General features: G+C 53.3%; 19 protein-coding genes. 10 read left to right on the top strand and 9 right to left on the bottom strand.

All coding sequences use genetic code 11. The annotated features are described in order from the left end of the window. Positions 1–428 precede the first annotated feature (428 nt). On the bottom strand, positions 429–1,958 hold the full coding sequence (gene lysS / locus R5L00_RS04310) for a lysine--tRNA ligase (protein WP_317653517.1): 1,530 nt from the start codon (positions 1,956–1,958) through the stop codon (positions 429–431). A gap of 25 nt (positions 1,959–1,983) precedes the next feature. After that, positions 1,984–3,088, bottom strand: a protein-coding gene (gene prfB / locus R5L00_RS04305; protein ID WP_146164511.1) for a peptide chain release factor 2 whose coding sequence is annotated in 2 segments (ribosomal slippage) — positions 1,984–3,006 and positions 3,008–3,088 — 1,104 coding nt in all. Because the reading frame shifts where the segments join, the coding sequence is not laid out codon by codon here. Positions 3,089–3,568: 480 nt separating this feature from the next. Here prfB and R5L00_RS04300 point away from each other — a divergent pair. Then, positions 3,569–5,383: a hypothetical protein gene (locus tag R5L00_RS04300; protein WP_317653516.1), complete on the top strand. Its 1,815-nt coding sequence runs from the start codon at positions 3,569–3,571 to the stop codon at positions 5,381–5,383. 129 nt (positions 5,384–5,512) lie between these two features. On the opposite strand, the gene fghA is transcribed toward R5L00_RS04300, so the two are convergent. Continuing rightward, on the bottom strand, positions 5,513–6,349 hold the full coding sequence (gene fghA, locus R5L00_RS04295; protein WP_411555605.1) for an S-formylglutathione hydrolase: 837 nt from the start codon (positions 6,347–6,349) through the stop codon (positions 5,513–5,515). Positions 6,350–6,392: 43 nt separating this feature from the next. Next, the gene (locus tag R5L00_RS04290; protein ID WP_411555604.1) at positions 6,393–7,520 is read right to left on the bottom strand and encodes an S-(hydroxymethyl)glutathione dehydrogenase/class III alcohol dehydrogenase; all 1,128 of its coding nucleotides are present in this window, start codon (positions 7,518–7,520) and stop codon (positions 6,393–6,395) included. Between the two features lie 287 nt (positions 7,521–7,807). On the opposite strand from R5L00_RS04290, the gene R5L00_RS04285 reads away from it, so the two are divergent. Next, positions 7,808–8,317, top strand: a complete 510-nt coding sequence (locus tag R5L00_RS04285; protein WP_107692101.1) for a DUF1269 domain-containing protein — start codon at positions 7,808–7,810, stop codon at positions 8,315–8,317. 6 nt (positions 8,318–8,323) lie between these two features. On the opposite strand, the gene R5L00_RS04280 is transcribed toward R5L00_RS04285, so the two are convergent. Continuing rightward, entirely contained in the window at positions 8,324–9,517 is a 1,194-nt protein-coding gene (locus tag R5L00_RS04280) for an FAD-dependent oxidoreductase (RefSeq protein WP_317653514.1), read from the bottom strand. A 40-nt stretch (positions 9,518–9,557) separates the two neighbouring features. On the opposite strand from R5L00_RS04280, the gene R5L00_RS04275 reads away from it, so the two are divergent. The 5 genes from R5L00_RS04275 (at position 9,558) to R5L00_RS04255 (ending at position 16,699) form a co-directional block, all read left to right on the top strand. Continuing rightward, entirely contained in the window at positions 9,558–9,926 is a 369-nt protein-coding gene (locus R5L00_RS04275) for a gamma-butyrobetaine hydroxylase-like domain-containing protein (RefSeq protein ID WP_107692103.1), read from the top strand. 102 nt (positions 9,927–10,028) lie between these two features. After that, positions 10,029–10,763 carry a bifunctional demethylmenaquinone methyltransferase/2-methoxy-6-polyprenyl-1,4-benzoquinol methylase UbiE gene (ubiE, locus tag R5L00_RS04270; protein WP_107692104.1) on the top strand — a complete coding sequence of 245 codons (735 nt, stop codon included), beginning with the start codon at positions 10,029–10,031 and terminating at the stop codon, positions 10,761–10,763. A 482-nt stretch (positions 10,764–11,245) separates the two neighbouring features. Next, positions 11,246–12,157 (top strand): carbohydrate kinase, encoded by a 912-nt coding sequence (locus R5L00_RS04265; RefSeq protein WP_317653513.1) that lies wholly within the window; start codon positions 11,246–11,248, stop codon positions 12,155–12,157. Then, on the top strand, positions 12,154–14,322 hold the full coding sequence (locus tag R5L00_RS04260; RefSeq protein WP_107692763.1) for an HAD-IIB family hydrolase: 2,169 nt from the start codon (positions 12,154–12,156) through the stop codon (positions 14,320–14,322). The genes R5L00_RS04265 and R5L00_RS04260 overlap by 4 nt, the downstream gene beginning before the upstream one ends. Continuing rightward, on the top strand, positions 14,306–16,699 hold the full coding sequence (locus R5L00_RS04255; RefSeq protein ID WP_317653512.1) for a sucrose synthase: 2,394 nt from the start codon (positions 14,306–14,308) through the stop codon (positions 16,697–16,699). The genes R5L00_RS04260 and R5L00_RS04255 overlap by 17 nt, the downstream gene beginning before the upstream one ends. A 65-nt stretch (positions 16,700–16,764) precedes the next feature. Here R5L00_RS04255 and epsA read toward each other — a convergent pair whose 3' ends face one another. Next, complete coding sequence (epsA, locus tag R5L00_RS04250; protein ID WP_317653511.1) at positions 16,765–17,523, bottom strand: XrtB/PEP-CTERM-associated transcriptional regulator EpsA; 759 nt, start codon at positions 17,521–17,523, stop codon at positions 16,765–16,767. Positions 17,524–18,186: 663 nt separating this feature from the next. Here epsA and R5L00_RS04245 point away from each other — a divergent pair. From R5L00_RS04245 to R5L00_RS04235, 3 genes are all read left to right on the top strand, one after another. Then, on the top strand, positions 18,187–18,663 hold the full coding sequence (locus tag R5L00_RS04245; protein ID WP_317653510.1) for a hypothetical protein: 477 nt from the start codon (positions 18,187–18,189) through the stop codon (positions 18,661–18,663). A 132-nt stretch (positions 18,664–18,795) separates the two neighbouring features. After that, positions 18,796–19,185 carry a RidA family protein gene (locus R5L00_RS04240; protein ID WP_107692107.1) on the top strand — a complete coding sequence of 130 codons (390 nt, stop codon included), beginning with the start codon at positions 18,796–18,798 and terminating at the stop codon, positions 19,183–19,185. Positions 19,186–19,291: 106 nt separating this feature from the next. Further along, entirely contained in the window at positions 19,292–19,678 is a 387-nt protein-coding gene (locus tag R5L00_RS04235) for a TIR domain-containing protein (RefSeq protein ID WP_107692108.1), read from the top strand. 203 nt (positions 19,679–19,881) lie between these two features. Here R5L00_RS04235 and R5L00_RS04230 read toward each other — a convergent pair whose 3' ends face one another. From R5L00_RS04230 to R5L00_RS04220, 3 genes are all read right to left on the bottom strand, one after another. Further along, the gene (locus R5L00_RS04230) at positions 19,882–21,141 is read right to left on the bottom strand and encodes a hypothetical protein (protein ID WP_317653508.1); all 1,260 of its coding nucleotides are present in this window, start codon (positions 21,139–21,141) and stop codon (positions 19,882–19,884) included. A gap of 755 nt (positions 21,142–21,896) precedes the next feature. Continuing rightward, positions 21,897–22,448 carry a Slp family lipoprotein gene (locus R5L00_RS04225; RefSeq protein WP_317653507.1) on the bottom strand — a complete coding sequence of 184 codons (552 nt, stop codon included), beginning with the start codon at positions 22,446–22,448 and terminating at the stop codon, positions 21,897–21,899. A gap of 128 nt (positions 22,449–22,576) precedes the next feature. Then, entirely contained in the window at positions 22,577–23,455 is an 879-nt protein-coding gene (locus R5L00_RS04220; protein WP_317653506.1) for an alpha/beta hydrolase, read from the bottom strand. Between the last annotated feature and the right edge of the window lie 1,124 nt (positions 23,456–24,579).

Here is a 24,579-nt window from a genome sequence, read left to right as displayed (position 1 = left end):
CTGCTATCGAATTAAGGAAATTCCATTAGAAGCTTTGCTTTTAATATATACCCCAATAGGGTATATGTCAATACCCCCATAGAGTATGTGTTCTGGGAAGGCGCTACCTGCTTGAGGCAAGGAATTTCGTTGTGTTGCTACGGGAATGGTAGAAGAGGTACGTCAGGGTAGAGGGGCAACGTGATGACGATTTGAACCGTTGGAACCCTCCTGTGCATGCCGTACCAACGGCCGCGCACACGTCAGGCAGGATTTTTGAAGGCCGTGATCGGCCCGATGGGGCGTGTTGAGGGAGATGCGTTATCTCATCCTCTTCCGTCACAAAACAATGACCGCCCTATTTATACCGAGGCAGGATTTCCGGAGAATGCGAATGATCCAATATATATATCGAGACCAAAATGGCTTCCGCCGGAGGATCTGACGGATTAGTCTTCCGGTCGCAGTTGCGGAAACAGAATCACATCGCGAATACTCGGACTATCGGTAAAAAGCATGACGAGCCGGTCGATGCCGATGCCTTCGCCAGCTGTGGGAGGCAGGCCGTATTCCAGCGCTCGGATATAATCGCCGTCGTAATGCATCGCCTCCTCATCACCAGCCTCCTTGGCGCTGGCCTGTTCCCGGAAGCGTGCAGCCTGATCCTCCGGGTCGTTCAGTTCAGAAAAACCATTGGCGATTTCGCGTCCGGCAATATAGAGCTCAAACCGGTCGGTTATAGCGGGATTCAAGTCGTTGCGCCGTGCTAGGGGGGAGACCTCGGCCGGATAATCGATAATAAAAACCGGCTCAAACAGTAAATGCTCGGTGGTTTCATCAAACAAGGTGAGCTGCAGGGCGCCAATACCGTCCTCCGGTTTATACGCGACACCCAGCGACTTTAGCTTGGCAATCACGAAGGCACGATCGGCGAGTTGCACATCGGTTATATCGGGGTGAAACTTCCGGATAGCCTGAGTAATGGTAAGCCGCCCAAAGGGCTGCGCAAGATTAATTTCGCGGCCCTGATAGACGATTCTCGTGGTGCCCGACACCTTGAGAGCAATTTCCCGCAGCATGGCTTCGGTTAAATCCATCAAGTAGGCGTAGTCCCGATAGGCTTCGTAGAATTCCAGCATCGTAAACTCGGGATTATGCCGCGTCGAAATGCCTTCGTTCCTGAAGCTGCGGTTGATTTCGAATATCCGCTCCATACCGCCGATAACAAGCCGCTTCAAATAAAGTTCCGGCGCGATGCGGAGGTACAATTCCATATCCAGCGCGTTATGGTGCGTGACAAAAGGACGCGCCGCCGCGCCACCGGGGATGGGATGCATCATCGGCGTCTCGACTTCCAGGTAACCGCGCGCGACCAGAGACTCACGGATGGACTGAATAATGCGTGAGCGGGCGATAAAAACGTTGCGGCTATTCTCGTTGGTGATGAGGTCGAGATAACGCTGGCGATATTTCTGTTCCTGATCGGCCAGGCCATGAAATTTTTCCGGGAGTGGGCGCAGCGATTTTGTCAGCAACCGAAGGCTGGTCACTCGCACGGATAGCTCGCCGGTTCTGGTTCTGAACAGTGTGCCCTGAGCCCCGAGAATATCGCCGAGGTCATAATGCTTGAACGCCGCCTGTGTCTCCGCCCCGGCTAAATCAATCGCGATATAGAGTTGAATGCGGCTGCTCATGTCTTGAATCGTGGCGAAGCTCGCCTTCCCCATGACCCGCTTCAATACCATGCGGCCGGCCACGCTGACAGTCCGAGGCGCCTCTTCCAGCATTTCGTTGGAATAATCCCCATATTCCCGGTGGAGATCCTGCGCAAGATCATCGCGGCGAAAGTCGTTGGGAAAAGCATTGCCCGCTTGACGCAGCGCTGCAAGTTTGGCGCGGCGCTCTTCGACAAGCTTGATTTCTACGTGAAGCCGATCGAGTGTTTCATCCGGATTTTTTTCCAAGGCGTCATCTGCCACGTTCGGCTCTCCTTTTATGTCTTATTTATATGCCTTGTTTCAAACTCGCGGCAATGAAATCGTCCAACGCCCCATCAAGTACAGCCTGCGTATTGCCGGTTTCGACTCCGGTTCGCAAGTCCTTGATGCGTGACTGGTCCAGCACGTAAGAACGGATCTGGTGGCCCCAGCCGATGTCGGTTTTATTGTCTTCGACCGCCTGCTTCTCTTCATTGCGCTTGCGCAATTCGGCCTCATACAGGCGCGATTTCAACATCGCCATTGCGTCTGCCCGGTTGCGGTGTTGCGAACGGCCGCTTTGGCATTGCACTACAATCCCGGAGGGGTTGTGGGTGATTCGAACAGCCGAATCGGTTTTGTTGATATGCTGGCCTCCGGCGCCCGACGCCCGGAAGGTATCCACGCGGAGATCCGCTGGGTTGATTTCAATGTCTATCGTCTCATCCGCTTCGGGGTAAACAAATACGCTGGCAAAGGAAGTATGGCGGCGATTTCCGGAATCGAACGGGGACTTCCGCACCAGGCGGTGCACGCCGGTCTCAGTGCGAAGGTAGCCATAGGCATACTCCCCGGATATCTTGAGACTTACGCTTTTGATACCCGCAACTTCCCCCGGCGACTCTTCCATTATTTCTACACTATAACCGCGGCGTTCGCTATAGCGCAGATACATGCGTTCCAGCATTGCTGCCCAGTCCTGTGCCTCGGTGCCGCCAGAGCCGGACTGAATGTCCACGAAGCAATTATTGGGATCCATCGGGCTGGAGAACATCCGACGGAATTCCATATCCGCCACGGTCTTTTCCAGTTGCCCGATATCGCGTTCGATACTCAGCAGTGCGGCGTCGTCATCCTCTTCCCGAGCCATCTCGAACAAGTCTCGCGCATCGTGCAGTTGCCGTCCGACTGTTTCCAATGTAACAACGATACTCTCCAGCGCCTTCTTTTCCCGGCCCAGTTCCTGGGCGCGCTTATTGTCCTCCCAGATGGCGGGGTCTTCGGTCAGCCGGGTGAGTTCGTTCAGCCGCGTCTGTTTGCTATCGAAGTCAAAGATACCTCCGCAATTCCACGGCCCGGTGATCGAGATCATCGAGCTGGTTTACGATCGCGTTGAGTTGTTCCGCTTCCATGGCGTTATTCCAAAAAGAAATAATTATACAGGAGGGGGAGGGGCGTTTGCCGCCCCATAAGCAAGGCGACCTGAAAGCTAAAAAGAAGGAATTTATGCGCAGAGCGGCGGATCGCATCGTCGCTCGTGCGGCTAGCCCCCTTCTAACGTAAATCATCCACCTACTTGTCAGTTTTCCTATGCCAGTGGTCCTATCGAGAGACTTTTTCTAATATTCCACTAAACAAAAAACATCGAAGCCTGATCGAGAGATCAATGGGTCTGGAGATTTACTAATATAGAGACGACTCTGATGCAATTCTGCTTAGGAAAAATATGAGGAATAAATCCGGGTTCCCTTATCAAAAATTCCTCGGGTTCCGGCGTTTATACATATCCAAACCGCAATCAGTCTGAAGCGGTCAGTTCATTGTCAGTACTTGTTTAACGACTTGTTCAATCCGCACTATGCGGGGACATTGTTATAAAGGAACGAAAAGCTATGACAAGACACGCGAACCTCTATGACATCTGTGATCAGCCGATCCTTGACGGAGAGTGTGTTACCCCGGCGGGACGCAATCTTAGAGCCATATACAGAGATCTAGCGGGCCATCCCTTTCTAAAGTACGTGATCCTTAATGGTTGTCGTCATCCTGCTATAGGGGCAACAGAAGTATCCCATTATCAGGAGATGATGCGTAAAGCCATGCAGGCTAGCATTGACAACTGGCACGATCCCCTATGGATCGAAACAACCTTTCGTCCCTTGAGTCGACTTCTTGATGGCATCGAAAGCCCTCGTTGGCAGAAACGCGAAAAGACTGAGCGAGTCCACAGCGAACCGACTCAAACAGAAATGCAGAAGATGATCGATAACTGTCTACAAGACATTTTACGGATTTGGGATAAAGATAAGAATGATCCCTGGTTTCCAGTTGCTGCGCAGGTCGAGCTGTCGGGCGATGACCATATGGATGGTAAAAATTTTATCAACGTACTACAGGGGGTAGGCTCCTTCGAATATAAAAACATTTCGTTGTTATTTGCGCTAATACGATGCTTTCTAATGACGAACCCCGCCAGACTCAGGCTCATCCGCAGGCCTTATCGTGGGATTTGCGAGCCTATGTCAACGTCCTTTGCCTGGATCTGGCACAGAATCGCGTTTTCAGATGTCAATTTTTTCGAACATCTGCTTGTGTTTTTAAGCTTGGAGGCTTCGCGACGCCAGCATTATCCTCGCATTATCCCGATTCTCGAAAATCTACTGCGTTATTGTGTGTGTAGCAGTCGAGAGTGGCTCGAAACACCGAATAATCTCATTCGGCACCCAGCTATTACGTGCTTGCCGAAAGATGAAGAGGGGAGACCTCTTTGTCGGCTGTCCGAAGAAGCCCTGCAAAAGAAACGGAACCTGGGATTCGGCGATTACGTTCCGGATACGGATACAACCTTTCTCACGTTAGCGATGGCGAGAAAGTGGCTTGACTTTGTGCAGAGGGAGCAGTTGGCCGTGGACGGAGGGCTTCTCGAAAGTTGTGAGTCGCTTTTGGCTTACCCTTGGGTGAAAATTATTGGTGAGTACCAGGTAGGAGGCAAATACAACTCGAATCCACCCACCATTCAGATCACCCGCCCGTTGGATTACGAGGGTGCCGTGCCGATATGGTTTGATAAAACGTTCAAGAACGAAGACGGCAGGATGATCAGGGAAGTATTAGGTAATGAGATTTGCCCCGGTCACAACATGGACATTCTAGACGCCATTCTTGTTAACCGGAAACAATGGTTGGCTTTAGAGGGTGAAAACCTGGTCTTTTTACAGCGGTTGCTTGATTTTCATTATCGAGCCTTCGTAAGCGGTAATTTTCACCATGAAACGGCCCTCAAATATTATTTGCCGGAAATGTATGTCTATTATTTGAGGCGTATGTATCGGACTTACACGACACTCACTGATATAGATAAACGTATCCTTGACCCTGACAAAAAAATTGAAGACATGCGCAAGATTGCTCAGCAGTATTGCAAGGATGAGTTAATCGGGTATTCCCTCAACGCCTTCGATGCCGCCTTGGCAGTATCTGCGCTCGCGCTGCTGGAATATGAGCCGAGACATGACGGAGTAATTGCTGCTGGCCTGAAGGTTCTGAGCCAGGCGACGGGGGAAGGCAGAGGCAGCCATCCTTACCGAGCCTATGAATGGAACCGCATGCGTCACCCTACCCGAATTCTGATCGGCAGTGAGGTTGCAACCGCGTTCTTTGTGCTGAGAGCCAGTAGTGAAGCTATGCGCTACCTCAAAAATGAGTAATTATGAAGGGTGAGTGACAGAACCCGATTTATGCGCATTATTCAACGGATACTCACCGCGAACATTCCCACCTTGTTTGGGGACAAAGGACGTTATCAGTAAGCGGGACCCGTATCCGCGTGAAGTGAATCACCTCCGAAGCGCTTCGGCGTGAAAACGCAGATGGCTTTCGATGAAGGTACTGATAAAAAAATAACTGTGATCGTAGCCCGCACGCATATTGAACTGCACAGGATAATTCGCTGCCTCGGAAGCGGCGATGAATCGTTCAGGCTTAAGTTGCTCGGCCAGGAATTCGTCGGCGTCGCCCTGGTCGATCAATATTGGTAGTTGCTGGGATCGGTCCGCCGTCTCGATGAGTAATGTCGCGTCATAGTCCCGCCACCTTTCGATATCGCTGCCCAAATAATGGCTGAATGCTTTTTTCCCCCACGGGCTGTTGGTCGGGTTGGCGATGGGTGAAAAGGCGGAGACTGCGCGATAGCGGTGGGGGTTGCGTAGGGCTATGACCAGTGCGCCGTGTCCGCCCATCGAATGCCCGCTGATCGAACGACAGTTGCTGGTCGGAAAAGAGCCCTCGATCACAGACGGGAGTTCGTCGACGATATAGTCGTACATGCGGTAGTGGCGGCTCCATGGTTCCTGGGTCGCATTCACGTAAAATCCCGCGCCCACCCCCAGATCATACGCATTCTCGGCATCCGCCACGCCTTCCCCACGGGGACTGGTGTCGGGGACGACCAGCATGATGCCGAGTTCTGCAGCCACGCGCTGCGCCCCCGCCTTATTGGTGAAATTCTCGTCGGTACAGGTTAATCCCGATAACCAGTAAAGTACCGGCAGCTTGCTTCCACTGCGGGGCGGAAGATAAACCGAGAAATTCATTTCGCAATTCAGCGCGGTTGAGAAGTGACGATAGCGCTCTTGCGAGCCCTCAAATGAGCGCTGGGTTGAGAGAACTTGCAGTACTTGCATAGTCTGAATCCCGTTCCAGTTCTGATTCCGCCTATTATCGGGCTTGTTTGTCGAAATGGATAACCGAGCGGATAGACTTCCCCTCGTGCATGAGATCAAATGCTTTATTGATGTCGCCCAGCTCGAAGGTGTGAGTGATGAAGGTATCGAGTTCGAACTCCCCATCAAGATAGCGTTGCACATAGCCTGGCAGTTGGGTTCGACCCTTTACCCCGCCAAACGCCGAGCCTCGCCAGACACGTCCCGTCACAAGCTGGAAGGGGCGTGTGCAGATCTCTTCGCCCGCGCCGGCCACGCCTATGATCACCGATTCCCCCCAGCCCTTGTGACAGCACTCCAGAGCGGAGCGCATCACTTTGACATTGCCGATGCATTCAAAGGAGAAATCCACTCCGCCTCCTGTCATCTCAATGATGACATCCTGTATGGGTCGGTCGTGATCTGCCGGGTTGACCACATCGGTCGCGCCAAGTTTACGCGCGATCTCGAATTTCCCGGGATTGAGGTCGATGGCAACGATGCGCCCGGCCTTGGCGATTACCGCGCCGATGATTACCGCCAGACCGATGCCACCCAGGCCGAAGACGGCTATGGTGTCGCCCGCTTTTACTTTCGCCGTGTTGGCCACCGCGCCCATGCCGGTGGTCACACCGCAGCCGAGCAGGCATACTTTTTCCAGCGGCGCTTCCTTGTTGATTTTGGCGAGCGCAATCTCGGGTATGACTGTGTATTCTGAAAAGGTTGAGGTGCCCATGTAATGATAGATGGGTTGCCCGTCTTTAAAAAAGCGTGTGGTGCCGTCGGGCATCAGCCCTTGCCCCTGCGTGGCGCGGATTGCCTGGCATAGATTGGTTTTGCCGGATTTGCAGAATTTGCATTTGCCGCATTCCGGAGTATAGAGCGGAATGACATGATCACCCGGGGCGACCGTAGCGACGCCTTCCCCTACAGCCTCGACAATACCGCCACCCTCGTGACCAAGAATAGTGGGAAATTTGCCCTCGGGATCTTTGCCCGATAACGTGAACGCATCGGTATGACAGACGCCGGTGGCGACGATGCGTACCAGCACTTCGCCTCGCTGCGGCGGCACCAGGTCAACTTCTTCGATAGCCAAACGCTGCCCGGGGCCCCAGGCGACCGCGGCACGCGTTTTTATCATATCCTTCATTGAGTCCTCTCTGCTCTCTGTTGTGCTTCCGAATAGTATGCTTATCAATCGGGCAATTTACAAATGATGCCGCTTCTGTGCCGATCCGGCGGAAGCTTTTTTACGTCTTCTTCTGGCGATTGCCGTACCGAGAGCCGGAACGGGGAAAAGCATGTTTTGGGCCAAAAGCTCAGTGGACACCGACGAGGTTGGCTTTTTCGTACAACGCGTCTATGATGAAGTAGGCCGGTTTGAATCTCTGCCTTGATTTGCCTGTTAATGTTTTTAAGGAGGTCATGATGAGACGAATCTATTTTCTTTCCCCCGATATTGAGACCACTAAACGTATAGTCGACGACCTGCTGTTGGCTCGAATCGAGGAGCGGCACATTCATGTGGTCGCCAAGCGCGGCACGGAACTGGAGGATCTGCCTGAGGCGAACCTGCTTCAAAAAAGCGATTTTGTCCCGGCGGTAGAACGTGGGCTCGCAGTGGGCGGATCGGCCGGCGCGCTTGCGGGACTGGTTGCAGTCGCGCTTCCTCCTGCTTCCACGGTAATTGCCGGCGGGGTTTTGCTGGGGAGCGCGCTGGTCGGCGCGGGAGTAGGTGCATGGGCCGGGAGTCTGATAGGGGTCAGCACGCCCAGTTCCAGGATCAAGCAGTTCGAACAGGCTATCGAGTCAGGACATCTACTGGTGTTGGCTGATGTGCCAAAAAACCGCGTTGCTGAGATCGAGGCGAAGATAAAACAACATTTGCCGGAAGTGGATATTGAAGGGACCGAACCTATCATACCGGCATTTCCCTGAGTAGGACTATCGGGTAAGCCCTGTGAACTGCTTCATGAAGCGACGATCGATCCAGTCTTTCAATCGCCAGAAAAGCGCAGAGTGGCCGGCCAAGGGCCCGTATGACGCAATGGCGCGTCCATCCGCGGTGCCGATAAGGCTAAGACTGTGGCGTTGCGTTTTATAGGCCCCCAGCGGCGCGCCCGCGAAATAAGCGCGCAGGTTGCGCTCCAGCGGTTTAGCCATGCGCACCGCGAAGACACCGGACTTCGGCAGTCTCCGATTTTCGATGGCAGCCACATCCCCCGCTGCAAAGATCCAATGATGGCTTATTGTCTGAAGTGTGGGGGTGACTCGAACGAAGCCTTCAATCGTGGTTTCCAGTCCGCTTTCAGCCAGCCACGCGGGAGGCGCGGCTTGCGCGGCCCAAAAGACGAAGTCGGCGGCAATGGTTTTTCCGGTATCAAGGCGAACGCTATCCGGCATGACCTCCACCACTCGGCGGTCCGTGATGACGGACACCTTGCGGATGCCCAGAACCTCGGCGGCAATACGTCGCGTTCGCGGATGGTATCCCGGCAGCAGATGCGAACCGGCATGAATAACGGTAAACGCTCCGTTGTCTCCCAGCCGCGAATGCATGGCTAGTGCCAATTCCACTCCGCCTGCGCCCCCGCCCACGACAACGATTCGCAAACTCTGTTTCGAGTGTGCTGCTGCTTCGACACGTGCCCATCCGCTCAGCAATTCCGGAACGGGTTTGGATGGAATTGCCCATGCTTCCGCACCGGCTACGCCTGCCACGCATGATGTGCCGCCGACATTGATGGAGACTGCGTCAGCAGTCAACGTTGGAGGGTTGAAGTCGACGAGGATCTGTTTTCGCTTCAAATCGATTCCGCGTGCTTCCGAGTGAATGAAGCGGGCACCTGCGAAATGGCACAGGCGGCGCAGGTCTATCATCATTTCATCGCGGGTGTAGATGCCGCTGATATGACCCGGCAGCATCCCCGAATAAGCCGCATGCTCGACGTCGCTTATCAGCGTCACGTGAACATTCCCCAGGGGGTTGTCGCCGAACTTCCGCAGCAGCAGGACATGAGCATGGCCCGGGCCGATAAGTATCAGCTCGCGAAAGCTGGCATTGTTCGATGAGTTGAACGAGTTTGCGATGGCTTGAACTTCCTCAGGGTTTCGGTTTTGTCCGTGCTGGTTTATCATGCGCGGTTCGCGAACGAGGAAACGGCCGAGGAAACCGAGAATGGCAGGACTGAATAAAGGTACTCCTAATCCTGTTGAAATAAAACTGCACCGAAAATCGAGAATTTTGGAGATTTCTTTCAGCGACGGTCAAACTTTTCGATTTCCATGCGAGTTTTTACGTGTCTATTCCCCTTCCGCTGAGGTGAAAGGCCATGGTGCGGGACAGGAAACGCTGCAAACCGGCAAGAAGGAAGTGAATATCAACCATATCGAACCTGTCGGCAATTACGCGATTCAGCTTAATTTTTCCGATGGCCATAATACCGGACTGTATTCCTGGGATTTACTTTACGATTATGGTTTACGCCAAGACGAGATGTGGCAACACTATTTGAGGCGGATGGAAGCGGCGGGTGCGGTCAGGTAGGCGCGCCGTTTGCCGGCGTTCCATCTTCGAGAAACAAAGCACGTGGTAACTTCATCGATATGATAATTTGTGCATTCTTTCTTGACATAAGACTGGGCGTTCATGACTAAGACTACGCATTTCGGGTTTAATACCGTTGCTGAAACAGAGAAAGCCCGCCGGGTGGCCGGTGTTTTCGATTCAGTAGCCGAGCGCTATAACCTGATGAATGACCTGATGTCTGCCGGCATGCACCGTTTGTGGAAGCGCTTCGCGATCGAGGCAAGCGGAGTTAAAAAAGGTGAGCGGGTGCTGGACATTGCTGGCGGTACCGGGGATCTCAGCACGTTATTTTGGGAGCAGGTCGGCGGCTCCGGCGAGGTCTGGCTTACTGACATAAATAATTCCATGCTTACGATAGGCCGTGACCGGTTGCTGGACGAAGGCGCGGCTGTATCGGTCGCACAATGCGATGCCGAAAAGCTGCCGTTCCCCGACGACTATTTTGATTGCATAAGCGTTGCGTTTGGGCTCAGAAACATGACTCACAAGGACGTCGCGCTTGGGGAAATGTTGCGTGTCCTTCGCCCTGGCGGGCGCCTCATCGTGCTCGAATTCTCGAAGGTATGGAAACCATTGCAGCGTTTCTACGATCTTTACTCATTCAATGTCCTCCCCGCCATGGGCAAGCTCATCGCCCAGGATAGCGAGAGCTATCGCTATCTGGCCGAATCCATCCGGGTGCATCCCTCTCAGGAAGAATTAAAACAGTTAATGCAACAGGCCGGGTTTGACCGGGTGGAGTATTTTAACCTGACCGCGAGTGTCGTCGCACTTCACCGCGGCTACAAGTTTTGATAAGAGTCGGTTCGACATGGCCTGCATTTCGGACCCACGTACTGGCAGTCGCGGTCCAAGGGGAGCGTTTGGGTAATACCCTCCGCAGCGCAAGCGCAAGATGGCTTGCCTTCAAGTTGTCCAGTAGGACCGTGGGGACTTAACTGTGGTGGTGCACGTTCGCGAAGTCATTCGACATATTGATGTTGACGTACGAATACTCGAACAATGCCGGATTGCGGTCTCGCTTCGTCAGGACGGGGCGGAAAGCCCGGGCATATGGATAAGTATTTTTAGCTGGTATCATCCTTAAAGCGTAACCGGAACTTGCTGTCGCCATTCCGATAAAAATCGCTCCTACAAAACCATAATAAGCTCCTGTCCTATTATTGTTTGGACTTTCTGAAAGGAGCGGCGCCTCGCACCTCAATGGCCCGGTTTCATGGTGTGCGGAATTACGTCGTCACCACCTGGGTTACAAAGCAGGTTTTCAGGAGGTAAGAATGCCCGACCTTCGCCATGTTGTATTATTGTTTGGCGAAATCTTGATAGACCGGTTTCCTGACAGGGAAGTGTTGGGCGGCGCACCGCTGAATGTAGCCCGACACTTGCATGCTTTCGGTTGCACGCCTGTACTGATTACACGTGTTGGACAGGACGCGGCTGGTGCGCGACTGTTGCAGACCTTGAGAGGTTCAGGCCTGGCCACTCATGGGGTGCAGCTTGATTCCGTGTACCATACCGGCGTGGTGGAGGTGAAATTTACCGCCGCTGGTCACCGGTTCGATATCCTTCCCGATCAGGCCTATGACCATATCCATCCGCGATTATCCAGAATTGCCGCGCTTGCTGCGAGCCCCGAATGGATCTATTTCGGGACGCTGGCCCAGCGTGCCAGCTCGCATCGGGCGCTGCGCCACACCTTGCGCGCAGTCCGAGGTCAGCGGTTTTTTGACATTAATCTGCGTGACCCATGGATATGCCCGGATCGCATACGCTGGTCGTTGCAGCACGCGGACGTAGTAAAGGCGAATGATGCCGAGCTGGCGCGAATAGCCCAGCTATCTGGCCTGGAGGAGACTTCTGCTGAAGCGCAGGCACATACCCTGGTGCGACAGTATCACCTCAGGGGAGTTCTTGTCACATGCGGTGCAGCGGGCGCGTGGTGGCTGGACGATTCTGCGGAACCCATAACGGTTGCGTCCGAATCAGTGGAGAATATCCGTGACACGGTGGGGGCCGGCGACGCATTTTCCGCCGTCTTTATACTGGGACAGTTACGCGGCTGGGACCTTACCGCAACCTTGCAGCGAGCGCATCGTTTTGCCGGCGCAATTTGCCAGATACGCGGAGCAATTCCGGATCACGACGATTTCTACAAGCCGTTCACGGAGGAATGGTCTTCACTGAAATGAACGAATTATATATCTTAATGCTGAGCCTGCACGGCCTGATCCGGGGGAGCGACCTGGAGCTGGGGCGTGATGCGGATACCGGGGGCCAGATATTATATGTAGTGGAATTGGCGCGATCGCTGGCCCGTCAACGCCAGGTTACCAAAGTCGATCTCTTGACCAGGCGGATAGAAGATCCGACGGTGTCGTCCGACTACGCGCGACCCGTAGAGACGCTAGGTAGGCATGCCCGCATTATTCGCCTTCCGTGCGGACCTCGCCGCTATCTGCGTAAGGAGAGCATGTGGCCCCACCTCGACCAGCTTGTTGACCGCGCCTTGCTTTTTCTGCGCGAGCAGAAGCGGTTACCCGATGTCATTCATAGCCATTACGCCGACGCGGGGTATGTCGGGATGCAGCTTTCCCAGCTTCTGGGCATCCCGCAGATTCACACCGGCCATTCCCTTGGGCGCAGCAAACATCAACGTCTGCTGGCGCAGGGCCGTAAACCACAGGCACTAGAACGTCAATTTAATTTTCGCCGCAGAATCGCCACTGAAGAAGCCGTGTTGCAGCACGCGAGCCTCATAATAACCAGTACCCCTCAGGAAAGCGCGGAGCAGTACGGCCTGTATACGAATTATCACCCCGAACGCGCAATCGTCATTCCACCGGGAACAGACATTTCCCGTTTCGCTCCCCCCAGCCGCCGGATTCCACCTGAACCCGAGGTTGCCCCCATCATCGATCGTTTCCTGACGCATCCGCGCCAGCCTCTTATACTGGCGATCTGCCGGCCGGAAATACGAAAAAATCTCGGGGCATTAATCGCCGCCTTCGGTAATTCGTCCAAATTAAGGGAACAGGCTAACCTTGCCATTATTGCCGGCAATCGCACTGATATCAGGGCGCTCGACGATGCTCAGTCTGAAGTAATGACCGATCTCCTGCTTGATATTGATCGTTACGATCTTTGGGGCAAGGTGGCCCTGCCCAAGCAGCACAAGCCCGCTGACATTCCCGGTTTTTATCGTCTCGCAGCGCGACGCCGGGGTGTGTTTGTCAACCCAGCGCTTACCGAGCCGTTTGGTCTTACCTTGATTGAAGCTGCTGCGAGCGGGTTGCCGGTGGTTGTTACCGAAGACGGTGGTCCGCGCGATATTCTTGCTCACTGCAAGAACGGATTGCTGGTCAACCCCACCGATATAAGCGCTATCGCGGCTGCGATCGAATACGTACTGGACGAGCCATCCCGTTGGCAGCGCTGGGCCCGCAACGGTATCTTGGGCGTTAAAAACCACTACACCTGGGATGCGCACGTCCGCAAGTATCTGCACGCTTTGTCACGTTTGCTCCACCACGAGCGCAAGCGCATCCGCCGCAATATCGCGATCCACCAGCGACCGCAACGCCATCCGCTACCGTTGGTCTCACAGATGCTTATCAGTGATATAGACAACACCCTTTTAGGAGATCGTGCCGCCTTACGGCGCTTTCTTTCGACCTTGCGAGCAACGCCCCCGAATTTGGGCTTCGGGGTGGCGACTGGCCGTACTTTGAATAGCGCGGTGAAAATATTGAAGGAATGGAACGTACCCCTGCCCGATGTATTTATTACAGCGGTGGGCAGCGAGATCAACTATGGCCCTGAACTCAGACCGGATGTGGGATGGCAGAATTTTATCAAGCACCTGTGGCGCCGGGGCGCGGTCGAGGATGCACTCCGGGCAGTGCCCGGACTGACTTTGCAACCAGCGGAAAACCAGCGCGAATTCAAGCTCAGCTATAATGTTGACCCGGTTCTACTGCCGCCAATAACCGAAATCAGGAGCCTTCTGCGTGAGCAGAACCTGTCTGCTCAATTGATTTATTCACGGGCGGCATATCTCGATGTTCTGCCGGTGCGCGCTTCCAAGGGACGAGCGATACGTTATCTGGCCTACAAGTGGGGGTTGCCCCTGCGAGCCTTTCTTGTTGCCGGTGACTCTGGCAATGACCATGAGATGCTAATAGGGGATACGCTTGGCGTAGTGGTTTCCAACCACAGCCCCGAGCTCGCGAGTCTCCGCGGCAATGAGCAGATTTATTTTGCTCAGACCAGCTACGCGGATGGCATTGCTGAAGGCATGGCTCATTACAGATTTGGGATTTCCATACTGGAGACTGTGAATGATTCAGAAATTTGATACATGGGTGGCAGACCATCGCAGCGATTTGTACGCTCTCCTGCGGAGATGGTTTGAGATGGAACGACCACTGTTGCTGCGATCGGATCTGCGCGCGGCTTTCGATGATTTGAGCGCGGATCATCCTCATTCTCTTGTTGAGACCCCGTTGGAGGAAATTGTAGAGCTCCTGCAAGAAGCGATATGTCGGCCGCCACTGGTTTACATGGCGTTACGAGAAGATGCCGGTCGCTGGTATTTTATGAGCATTCACCAGCAACAGCTTGTACCCGAGCTTGTCAGCGTTTCCGACTATCTTGCTTTCAAGGAATTGCTGGTGCATCCGGAAAACGCTCATGAGCCCGTGTTGGAGCTGGATTTCGCTCCGTTCAATCGTGGCTTTCCGAGACTTACGGAAGTGCGATCAATCGGCCAGGGCGTGATCTTCCTGAACAGGCAGTTGGCAGGCACGCTTTTCACTCAATCCGGAATAGGCACAGGGAAGCTGTTGCATTTTTTGACAGTGCATAGCATGGATGGGCGGCAACTAATGCTCAGCGGTAATTTTCCCGATGTTGCGGCGCTGCGTACCGGTTTGCGTCGTGCGCTCGCATTGCTTTGCAAATACCCTGCCGAGACGCCGTGGCAGCAAATTGCGGAGCCACTTAGTGGATTGGGCTTCGCTCCCGGCTGGGGCGGCACTGCCGCCCGGGCAACCGATACCATGAGCCTTCTGGTCGATATCCTCGAGGCGCCCTCTCCGTTGATACTGGAAGACTTCCTGGCCCGTATTCCGATGGTCTCAAAATTGTTGATCCTTTCCCCCCATGGCTATTTCGGCCAGGACCATGTGTTGGGACTACCGGATACTGGCGGCCAGGTAGTGTATATCCTGGATCAGGTAAGGGCTCTGGAACGGGAGATGAGCGAACGTTTGCTACTGCAGGGCATAGAGGTACGGCCCAAAATCCTGATAGCAACGCGCCTTATTCCCGATGCAGGCGACACGCTGTGCAACCAGCCGCTTGAGAAAATTCACGGAACACAGAACGCCTGGATTGTGCGCGTTCCGTTTCGCAAAACCAACGGCGAAATTATCAGGCAGTGGATATCGCGCTTCGAGATATGGCCATACCTGGAAAATTTTGCCCATGACGTTGAAAGAGAAGCGCTGGCACAATTAAGCGGGCGTCCCGATCTTGTGATTGGCAATTATTCGGACGGAAACCTCGTGGCTTCGTTGATTTCCAAGCGGATGGGAGTGACCCAGTGCAATATTGCGCACGCCTTGGAACAGAGCAAATATTTGCATTCGGCCTTGCACTGGCAGGAGAACGAAACCCAGTATCATTTCAATTGCCAGTACACTGCTGATCTGATCGCGATGAACAGCGCGGATTTTATTATTACCAGCACTTATCAGGAAATTGCTGGCACTCCGCACACGGTAGGTCAATATGAGACTTATCGTAATTTCACTATGCCTGGGTTATATCGCGTCGTGAATGGAATCGATCTCTTCGACCCCAAGTTCAACATTGTTTCACCGGGAGCGGATGCGGAGGTGTATTTCTCCTATCTGGACGATGAACGCCGCCTCAAGACTCTGTTACCTGAAATTGAGCGTCTACTGTATGGGCATGACCCTGGGGTACCTTGGCGGGGGCAATTTGAGGATCCTTCGAAGCCCTTGATGTTTACAATGGCCCGTCTCGACACGGTCAAAAACCTGACGGGATTGGCGGCCTGGTTTGGGCAGTCCCCGGCGTTATCGGCTGCCGCAAATTTACTCGTGATCGGCGGTCATATCGACCCGGCGCTATCCGCGGATGCCGAGGAGCGAGCCGAGATAGAACACATGCATTCGATAATGAACGAATACGGGCTGGATGGACGTATGCGCTGGTTGGGCACGCGCCTCGAGAAGAATCTTGCGGGCGAATTGTACCGGCGCGTTGCAGACCGGCGCGGAATTTTTGTTCAGCCAGCTCGATTTGAGGCATTTGGACTGACCATTATCGAGGCAATGGCGTCAGGCCTTCCGGTTTTCGCCACTTGTTATGGTGGTCCTCGCGAGATCATCCAGCACGGCGTGTCGGGTTATCACTTTGACCCTAATCATGGCGCGGCGGCCGCTGCCGCAATGGCGGATTTTTTTGAACGTTCAGCAGCTGATCCGGCGTTTTGGGACAAAATCTCCACTATGGCTCTGAGGCGAGTCGAATCGCACTACACGTGGCGTCTATATGCGGAACGGATGATGACTTTAACGCGTATTTACGGTTTCTGGAAATTCGTGAGTAACCTCGAACATGAAGAAACCGTGCGTTATCTGAACATGTTCTATCATTTGCAGTTCCGGCCCATGGCTCAGAAGTTGCGTGACGCTGCTGCCTGATACTGAGGTAAGGGGAGAATTAATCGGCAGTCAGGTTGTGTGTTTATTTATCGGGAGTAGCTTGCTTAGTGTCTGACATCTCCCGAGAGGGGAGTATAAGAGGCCAATTTTTTGAAGATGCTACGAAGATGGTCTGTTACAGTAAATGTACTGATTCCCAGGATAGCGGCTATTTCGGAAGTGGTCTTGCCCTCCTTGATCCAATTAATTATTTCGGTTTCGCGGCGGGTCAGCTGGTTATTCCCGGGGCTCGAAAACGATTGGCCGAGCTGGGCGTGCAAGGGTAGCGGATCTATTTTGCCCAATGCGCTATCGAGAAACGGAAGGAGAATATTGAAGGCGCTAAATGAGGAAGTGGCGAATTTTTTCCCTGAGCCGAAAATTATGTAAAGACAATCGTGCTGTCCGCGTTTATCGCTAATGCCATGGATCAATATGGATTGCATGCCTTGCGATGCCACTCCGAGGGGACATTGAAGGGCCCGATCTTCAAGTAGAAAGCCGGTTTCGCCGACGCTTAGCTCATACGGTCTTCTACCCAACTCGATCCAGCGGTTGAAGAGTCCCTGAAGCAACGGGGACAGACTGGATACATCCGAATGTTGTGTCCTCACGCCTATCAAGGCAGAGACGATATCATGACGGATAAGGTTCGAATGAAAATCACCCCATGCCGCGAGCATGATTTCATGTGGCAGATAGTGCTGTATTTCTCCCTGTAGCCATAGGAAAAGATCGTAATGCCGCCGGACTGCCATCCATTCGCGGATGATTCTGCCGTATCGTTCTACCTGTTCGGCAGAGAGAGAGAAGGGCAAACCCATATGTGCTTCGCTTTTGAAAGGAAAACTGCCTGCTTTTGCTTGGCGTCGGCGATTGAATATATGTTGTATAACCTTATAAGAAGGTAAAAGCAAAATCCGTGCCGCCTTTTAATATGAGGATTTTCAAAAGTAAAAAAGGTTTCATTGCCCGAGATGTAAGGAAAGCCGACGGATGGTTCGACATAAGACGGACGCGTCAGGTCATTCCTCACGACGCCCGCTGCGTATATGCCGTTTGTCATATAAATAAAAGCGAAGGAAATGCATGCGATAACCCACCTCGGCTGAGCGCAAGATGTCATATCGTTTGCGACCCTCCTCCTGATAACAAGCGGCCAGTCATCCCTCACGCGTCATGGGATTTCCTTGTTGACCGGTTTTATTGTTGATAAAATAAACCCTATTTTTCGGGTGGTTCTGCTGTGTTGTGTTTTCCATCGCGTTGAGATAGCATGCGCGCCCCGGGCGGGACAGGCAGCAGAACATTTAGTATGGATAGAGGGGAGTTTGCGCGTTTCGATACAGCCCCGTAGAACTTCCGTGTCTTGCTGTGGGCTATTCTATTAAGGCTTTGCCCACGCTCGCTTTTATCTCCAATGACGTATCAATGCTGTGTGACATTCTGGTTTCGACGGGCGGAAAAGATTCCGCCAAGGAGTATTCGTGAACAAAAGTATTATCAGCCTTGCCTTTGCATTCGTCCTCCCATGGTCAGCTCCCGCTTCATCGCAACCACAGCAACGACAGCAACAACAGCAACAACAACAGCAACAACAGCAACAGCAACAGCAGCAACAACAACAACAACCGCTACCCCAAGGTGATGGCTGGCGCCTCATCCGATCGGTTCAGCTGGGAAATTCGGGTAATTATATTCATATGGTCCTGATTGACGTCAGCCGAGACGCCGACAAAGCAGTTTATGGCGCTGCACTCAGTAAATTATGCCGGTCACAGCCTGACTTCTGCCGGGTCAGGTTTTGGAACGAAGCCCGCTACGTCCCCGACTCCATTTCTTTTACTGATGCACAATTCAAAGCCCTGAGAGCAGAGTACGTATTCAACCGTGCGGGAGGTGTCCAGGAGCTGCGATACGCCTGCACGGCAGTACCCGACAAGAATCAGTGTTTTTCACATTGATGCAGGCATTGATGACGGGGAGTGAGCGCGTCGTGGTCGTAACACATCTATATCGATGGTCGTTCTGTCTAGGCAGATGCGGGGCTCGAGCGTAGTGATCGAATTTTTTACGTGCGAAAACAGGACGTTTATATGTCACGTCAGCTGATTAGTTCAGGCTCTACTTTCGAGCATGAGATCGGGTATTCAAGGGCCGTTGTCGAGGGCGATTGGATTTTCGTATCCGGCACGACCGGATTTGACTATAGCAGAATGACGATATCCGAAGACCTGTTGGAGCAGGCGGAGCAATGCTTCAAGAATATCGAGGCTGCCCTAAATGAAGCGGGGGCAACTTTACGCGATGTTGTTCGGGTGATCTACGTCTTACCGGTCGCCGAGGATTTTCCTAAGTGCTGGCCGATTTTACGTAAATATCTGGGGGAAACCAGGCCTGCAGCAATGATGATCTCGGCTGGTCTTTCCGATCCACGCATGCGTATCGAAATCCAGGTTACGGCTCATCGTAAGCTCAGCGCCTGAACTGGTCCATCCAGGCCGTGGCCAGTTGTTTAGTGGAATCAGAAAGGTAGGTTGAGTACCGGTTTAGGGGCTCGAAACATACAAAACGCAAGGAGGAACGAACTTAATGGCTTCAACAAACAAAGTCTTTATTAGCTTTGCCCTGAGGGATATAAAGCTGCGCGACCAACTTCTTGAGCAATTGAATAAGGAGCAGACAGGATTAACCTTCGTGGACATGCCGGTCAAGCAGTCATGGGAACCGGCGTGGAAGGAGGAGTGCCGGGAAAAAGTTACCGACTGTGATGGAGTGATTGGCCTGGTAACAAAAAATATTGTCCGGGCAGATGGTCAGCTATGGGAACTACGCTGCGCTTATGAAGGCAAGATGCCGGTCCTGCTCATTCACGGGGATAATGAAAAACTACCCTCCAAACTTCCTGACCCTGTGAATGATCGCGAAATTGATGCGTGGACTTCATCCACTATTTCAGCATTCCTAAAAAGGTTGTGAGGCAATATTGACCACCAGCAAAAAGAAATGACCAATATGGGAAAGTATTTACTTGATGCATGCTCTCGGCAGGTCTCGTTTTCCTGCCGAGGTGTGGCTGCGTTCATTAGCTTCTTTCCAGTCCATGCGCGTTATCGCCACGCATAAATACGGGGCGCTTCAAGACACTCTTTACCCGTGCCGAAGATTGCCAGGCAGCAACCCTAACGCAATATTCGTAAATCTGCGACTCGGTGCTCGATCTTCTGCATCACTGCACGGTAGGCTGGCGAATCAATTTCGGTAAAGCGGCGTTTGAATTCCGCCTCTGACAAGTATTCGGGAAGATCCTTCCACTCCGGCATCAGATCCCTATCTTCAATTTCCGATGCCATCTGGCCTCGCAGGTCCCGTGCGGAGTCTTCGCTAGCCACCGCCTTTTCACCGAATTTCGTACCCGCTCGGTCAGCGGCAATGTCATTGAATGAGAATCCGCTACCATAACGCGAGTCATCGATTTCCTTATACAAGCCGATTGCGTCTGCAAGCGCCGTGTCCGCATAGGCGGCGATAGCAGCGGACACCATGAAGTGCTTTGCAAAATCATCACGTCCGTCAAGCGTGATCTTTTGAGGCGGGGGATGAGGCCACCTTGCTGCCTCCGGTAGCAGTTTTTCGAGGGAAATCCCCAGCACGTGGAAAGTCGCGACTAAAATCATCGCGCGATTATCCGCCATCGCATCTCCCGCCGATTGAGCGGGGGACGTGCCGCGCGCTAATTGCGACAGGATGGTTGCTAGGGATCCAACCCCTCCGTTTCGGGTGCTGTTTGCCGCCAGCAGAGACTGATAGCTAAGTAGCCGCCCGCGTTCATGCTCGTCAACCATCGACGCTTTCATGTCATGTGGGAAAGCATCGATCCAACGGTAAACAACGACCAGTTCGTCCCTCGATATTCTGATTTGTCGCAGCGCGTCGAACCCGGCCCAATATTCGGAGTCGCGGCGTAGCCAATCTTCGACCCGAAGAGCGATTAATTCAGTAAATGCATCGGGAAGTGGTAGTTTCCCGATACGTACGGACCGAAGCGCCGGAAGCCCATCTGTCTGAAGGAGGGTGCCCTCAAGGTTCAAATAGCCGTTAATGGCAGGCAGGGCTGTTGAAGTCATCGGCAGGCTGAGGCGGATGATGGCACTGCGGTCTGCAACAGCTACTTGGGCACTGCCATTCCCTAGACGGCTTGCCAGGTAATTCGCCGCTAAATCGGCGTCCGCCGGTCTGACTCTAGCTACCGCAAGCATTCCGGGGCTCGCCCGATGGCGATGTGTATCGATGATCGCTTTGGCACGACCCACATGTTCAGGCGTGAGAATCACCTTACGGTCGGTACGAGGTCGATCTTCGATGGCTAACCAAAGGATAGTCAGCAGCGCCAGAGGTACAGCAACCAGCACGCCAACGACAGGAAGGGCATATTTTCGCATGCAATCTCGTTTGTTTTCGCCCGATACCTGATTTGGAAAAACCAAACTCTTAAGCCAACTGTTCGGACCACAATGCAGCGATAGAAATCAGACGCTCGCCGGCAAACAATGACAATTAACACAGCGCAGGAGCGGGAGCAAGGCCTTCGGTTGAGCTTCTGATTCTGAGAAGCATCGAATGCTCTTGGCGGGCGACACCAATGGGGAAAAAGGCGTACAGCACAGGAGCCACCTTAGCCGTGGTTATTGAAGCTCGGACTAACGTTCTGGGTCTGCCTTCTCGGACTCCTCGTGAAGGAGCGGTCGAGGCAGTCTACGGTGCGCCTCGGGGCGCGTTTGGGGTGGCGCTGTCGCGTGCTTGCGACCGTAGCCCGGTGCTTGCGACCGTAGCCCGGTGCCTGCGTCCGAATCTGGGCGTACGGGAGCAACCCTTGAACAACTCCTTCACGTAGCGCATTGCTGGGAAATTGGGACGATCACAAGGCATCCACCATCCTTACGGAGGTCGTAGGCTGGGTCTACGACACGACCGCAAGGAGTCGACGCGGTGAGCCGCTCGATTTGGCCGCAACCCTAACGGATATGCCTTCGCGGATGGTCTGCTTTGTCACGCTTCCTAGAACACTTCCTGGACAGGCGCCGGCCATTGGATCATCCGTTCACGTCGTTGCCTTTCGGCCCTCCGCAAAACCTAACGTTGCGCTCGTGAGACTTGCAGGAGGCTCCTTGGAAATAACTAATGGCTGAGTTATTGTTTACCAGTACGGCCGGCCGTATCCCCCCCAGTATGGACCGTAATAGCCGTATCCGTAATATGGACTCATACCCCAGGGGCCCCAGCCACCATAGCCTCCGTAACCATAGCCGTATGGATTGGCTTGATAAATCGGCCACATATATATGCCCGTGGAGGACAGCAGCGGCAGCCGGACTGTCTTTTTGCCTATTTGGCGTTCAATATCGCCTTCCAATTCTCCGGCAACGGTAATTTCCCGGTCCTTTTTATACACTGCGGGATCAAGAAATTCGGCGCTTTTTACAACAAAACGCCCCTCGCTTTGTTTTGTCGATTGAGGGCGGCCGGTATAGTCCAGCGGATAGGACAATACCTGTACCAGAGTTTCGTTTTCTTCATTCTCAACATCGATTATTACTCCACCCCATCGCACAAGAGTACCTTTATAACTGTTCGGGTCCGTACTGGCCTGCGTATAGGAGAGTTTCGATACAGGCACATTTTTCACCGCCGCGGGAAGTCCGGCACAGGCGCTCAAAAATGCGCATAGTGGCAATACATAGAGTCTCATGTTTGGTCCCCTTTGATTTCAAAAGTGCATGCCCGCCGACGCGCATCAGCCATCGCAGGCGTAGTACGAAACATTAGACAGTTATCACGAGTGATGATTCCAGTACGAGCTTAATGTAGAGGCTGATTTCAGGTATCTTTCCGGCCCCGGAGAAAATTGACAAGCATGCGGTTAACTTCAGCAGGCGCTTCATTTTGTACCCAATGGCTCGAATCCGGTATTCGATGTATACAAACGCGAGGCGCTACCTCATCGAGCCCATCGAGGAGTTCAATTCCGAGCGCGGGATCAAGCTCTCCCCAGATCACCAGAGTTTCAGCCTGGATGGGCATGAGGATTGCAGACTTACCCATTGTCGCCATGGTTACATTCGCCCGATAGTAATTCAGCGCCGCGGTGAGGGCGCCCGGCGAGGCGAGAGCCTCGATGTATTGTTCGATATCTTCCGTGTTGAAAGCCAGTTTCCGCGCTGGGCCCCGCTCGAACATCTTCCTCAGTACCCGATAGTTTCGCGACGACAGAACAAACTCGGGTAAGCGCTGCAATAAAAAGAACAGGACATACCAACTTCTGAGCATTTGTCGGGGGTATCGCACCTTTTGAAAGTAAATTTTCAAATGGGGAGCGTTGAGTATGATGAGTTTGTCCACCAGTTGCGGATATTGACCCGCGAACATCCACGCGATAACGCCGCCCCAGTCGTGTCCAACGATATGCGACCTTGAATAACCGGTTGCATGCACCAGGGCGGCCACGTCTCTTACCAGATGTTCCAGTCGATAGGCATTTTTATCTTGCGGGCGGCCCGAGAGGTTATATCCGCGCAAATCGGGCACAAGCACGGAAAAGCCGGCGTCCGCCAAGACCGGTATTTGCCGTCGCCATGAGTGCCAATTTTCAGGAAAGCCGTGAAGCAAAATAACCGGCGGACCTATTCCAGCCCTCACGACATGCAACTGGACGCCATCTGCCAGGATGTGTTCATGATGAAATGACGCTTCTGTCAATGCATTACTCTCAAGCTCCGCCTTTCGCTGCCAAGGGCTCCGTCGCGGGATTCGCTCTTCACTATTCTCGGCAAAGAAGGCGAGACCAGCATTGGATGGCGCCCTATCAGGCGTGACCCACACCGGTTACCAATCGAGCGCCCAATGAAGTAAAAATAAAAAGCCCGGCTTCCAGCGGGTTTCTGAGCGAGCAGGTCTAACGTCATAAAATATTTCTGCGGCGACCTTGCGTAGAGTATTTCAGAAATATTTGTTGAAACGGGAGGCGATGAACTGCCCCAACGCCACGCCATCACATGCTACGCTGCCGAGAATAGCTGGATCTGCTTGAGCTATGCCTGGAGGCCTTCAGCGAAGGTGGAGCATCCGCTTCCCAGGTGCGTCGGACCTTAGGAGCTCGTTTCTTGTTGGTGCTTTCCTCCAGCCACCTGTCAAATTCTTCTGCCTCATACCCTAATACATCAATATTTCTGAGTTTCTTCATCGAACGTTCCTATTGAGAAAGAGTTGTCAAAAATACGGACTGCATTATTAAAGGGAATGCAGAGGGGTGCCAGCCCGGATCAAGACGTAATGTTGGCGTCTGAATGAGTACCACGACCGCAATATATAATCTCAGTACGGGCAAGATATGTGCGGTCCCCAACTTATGAAGAGGAGTTTTTCCACATTGACGATGCGGCTCCAGGTAGGGCACATCATCCCCTCCCCCCACGAATATCAGTGAGCGTGCCACTGTGCGAAAGCCTCCCACCATGGCGCGCACACCCATGTACTGAAGGGCACCATGACATTGGGCGGCAAACAAGATCTCGGAGGGTACTGTGATCCGGTGGCTCCACTGCCGGGCTTGCAACAGTGGGTGAGGTTGACGTTCAGCTGGTCTATCGTTAGACTGAGGCACCTATCCGGCGACTACGGCCGATCCAATGCCATTTTTGCTGCGGTCCACATCGAAATTATTCTGCATGACAGCAGAGAATATCATCCCCCAGCCGTTAACAACCTCTCTACGGCGTCGAAGGAGTCATGAAACGCAGTTCACTTGGGTCGAAGATCTGGCGCTGCACGGCCCACCGTTCATTTCGCAGGCCACATACCGGCATGCCGAGGGGCCGGTTATA

Source organism: Nitrosospira sp. Is2, assembly GCF_033095785.1.
Lineage (GTDB): Bacteria > Pseudomonadota > Gammaproteobacteria > Burkholderiales > Nitrosomonadaceae > Nitrosospira.
The sequence above is the reverse complement of the archived record's forward strand: the minus strand, read 5'-3'. Positions and strand labels throughout refer to the sequence as shown.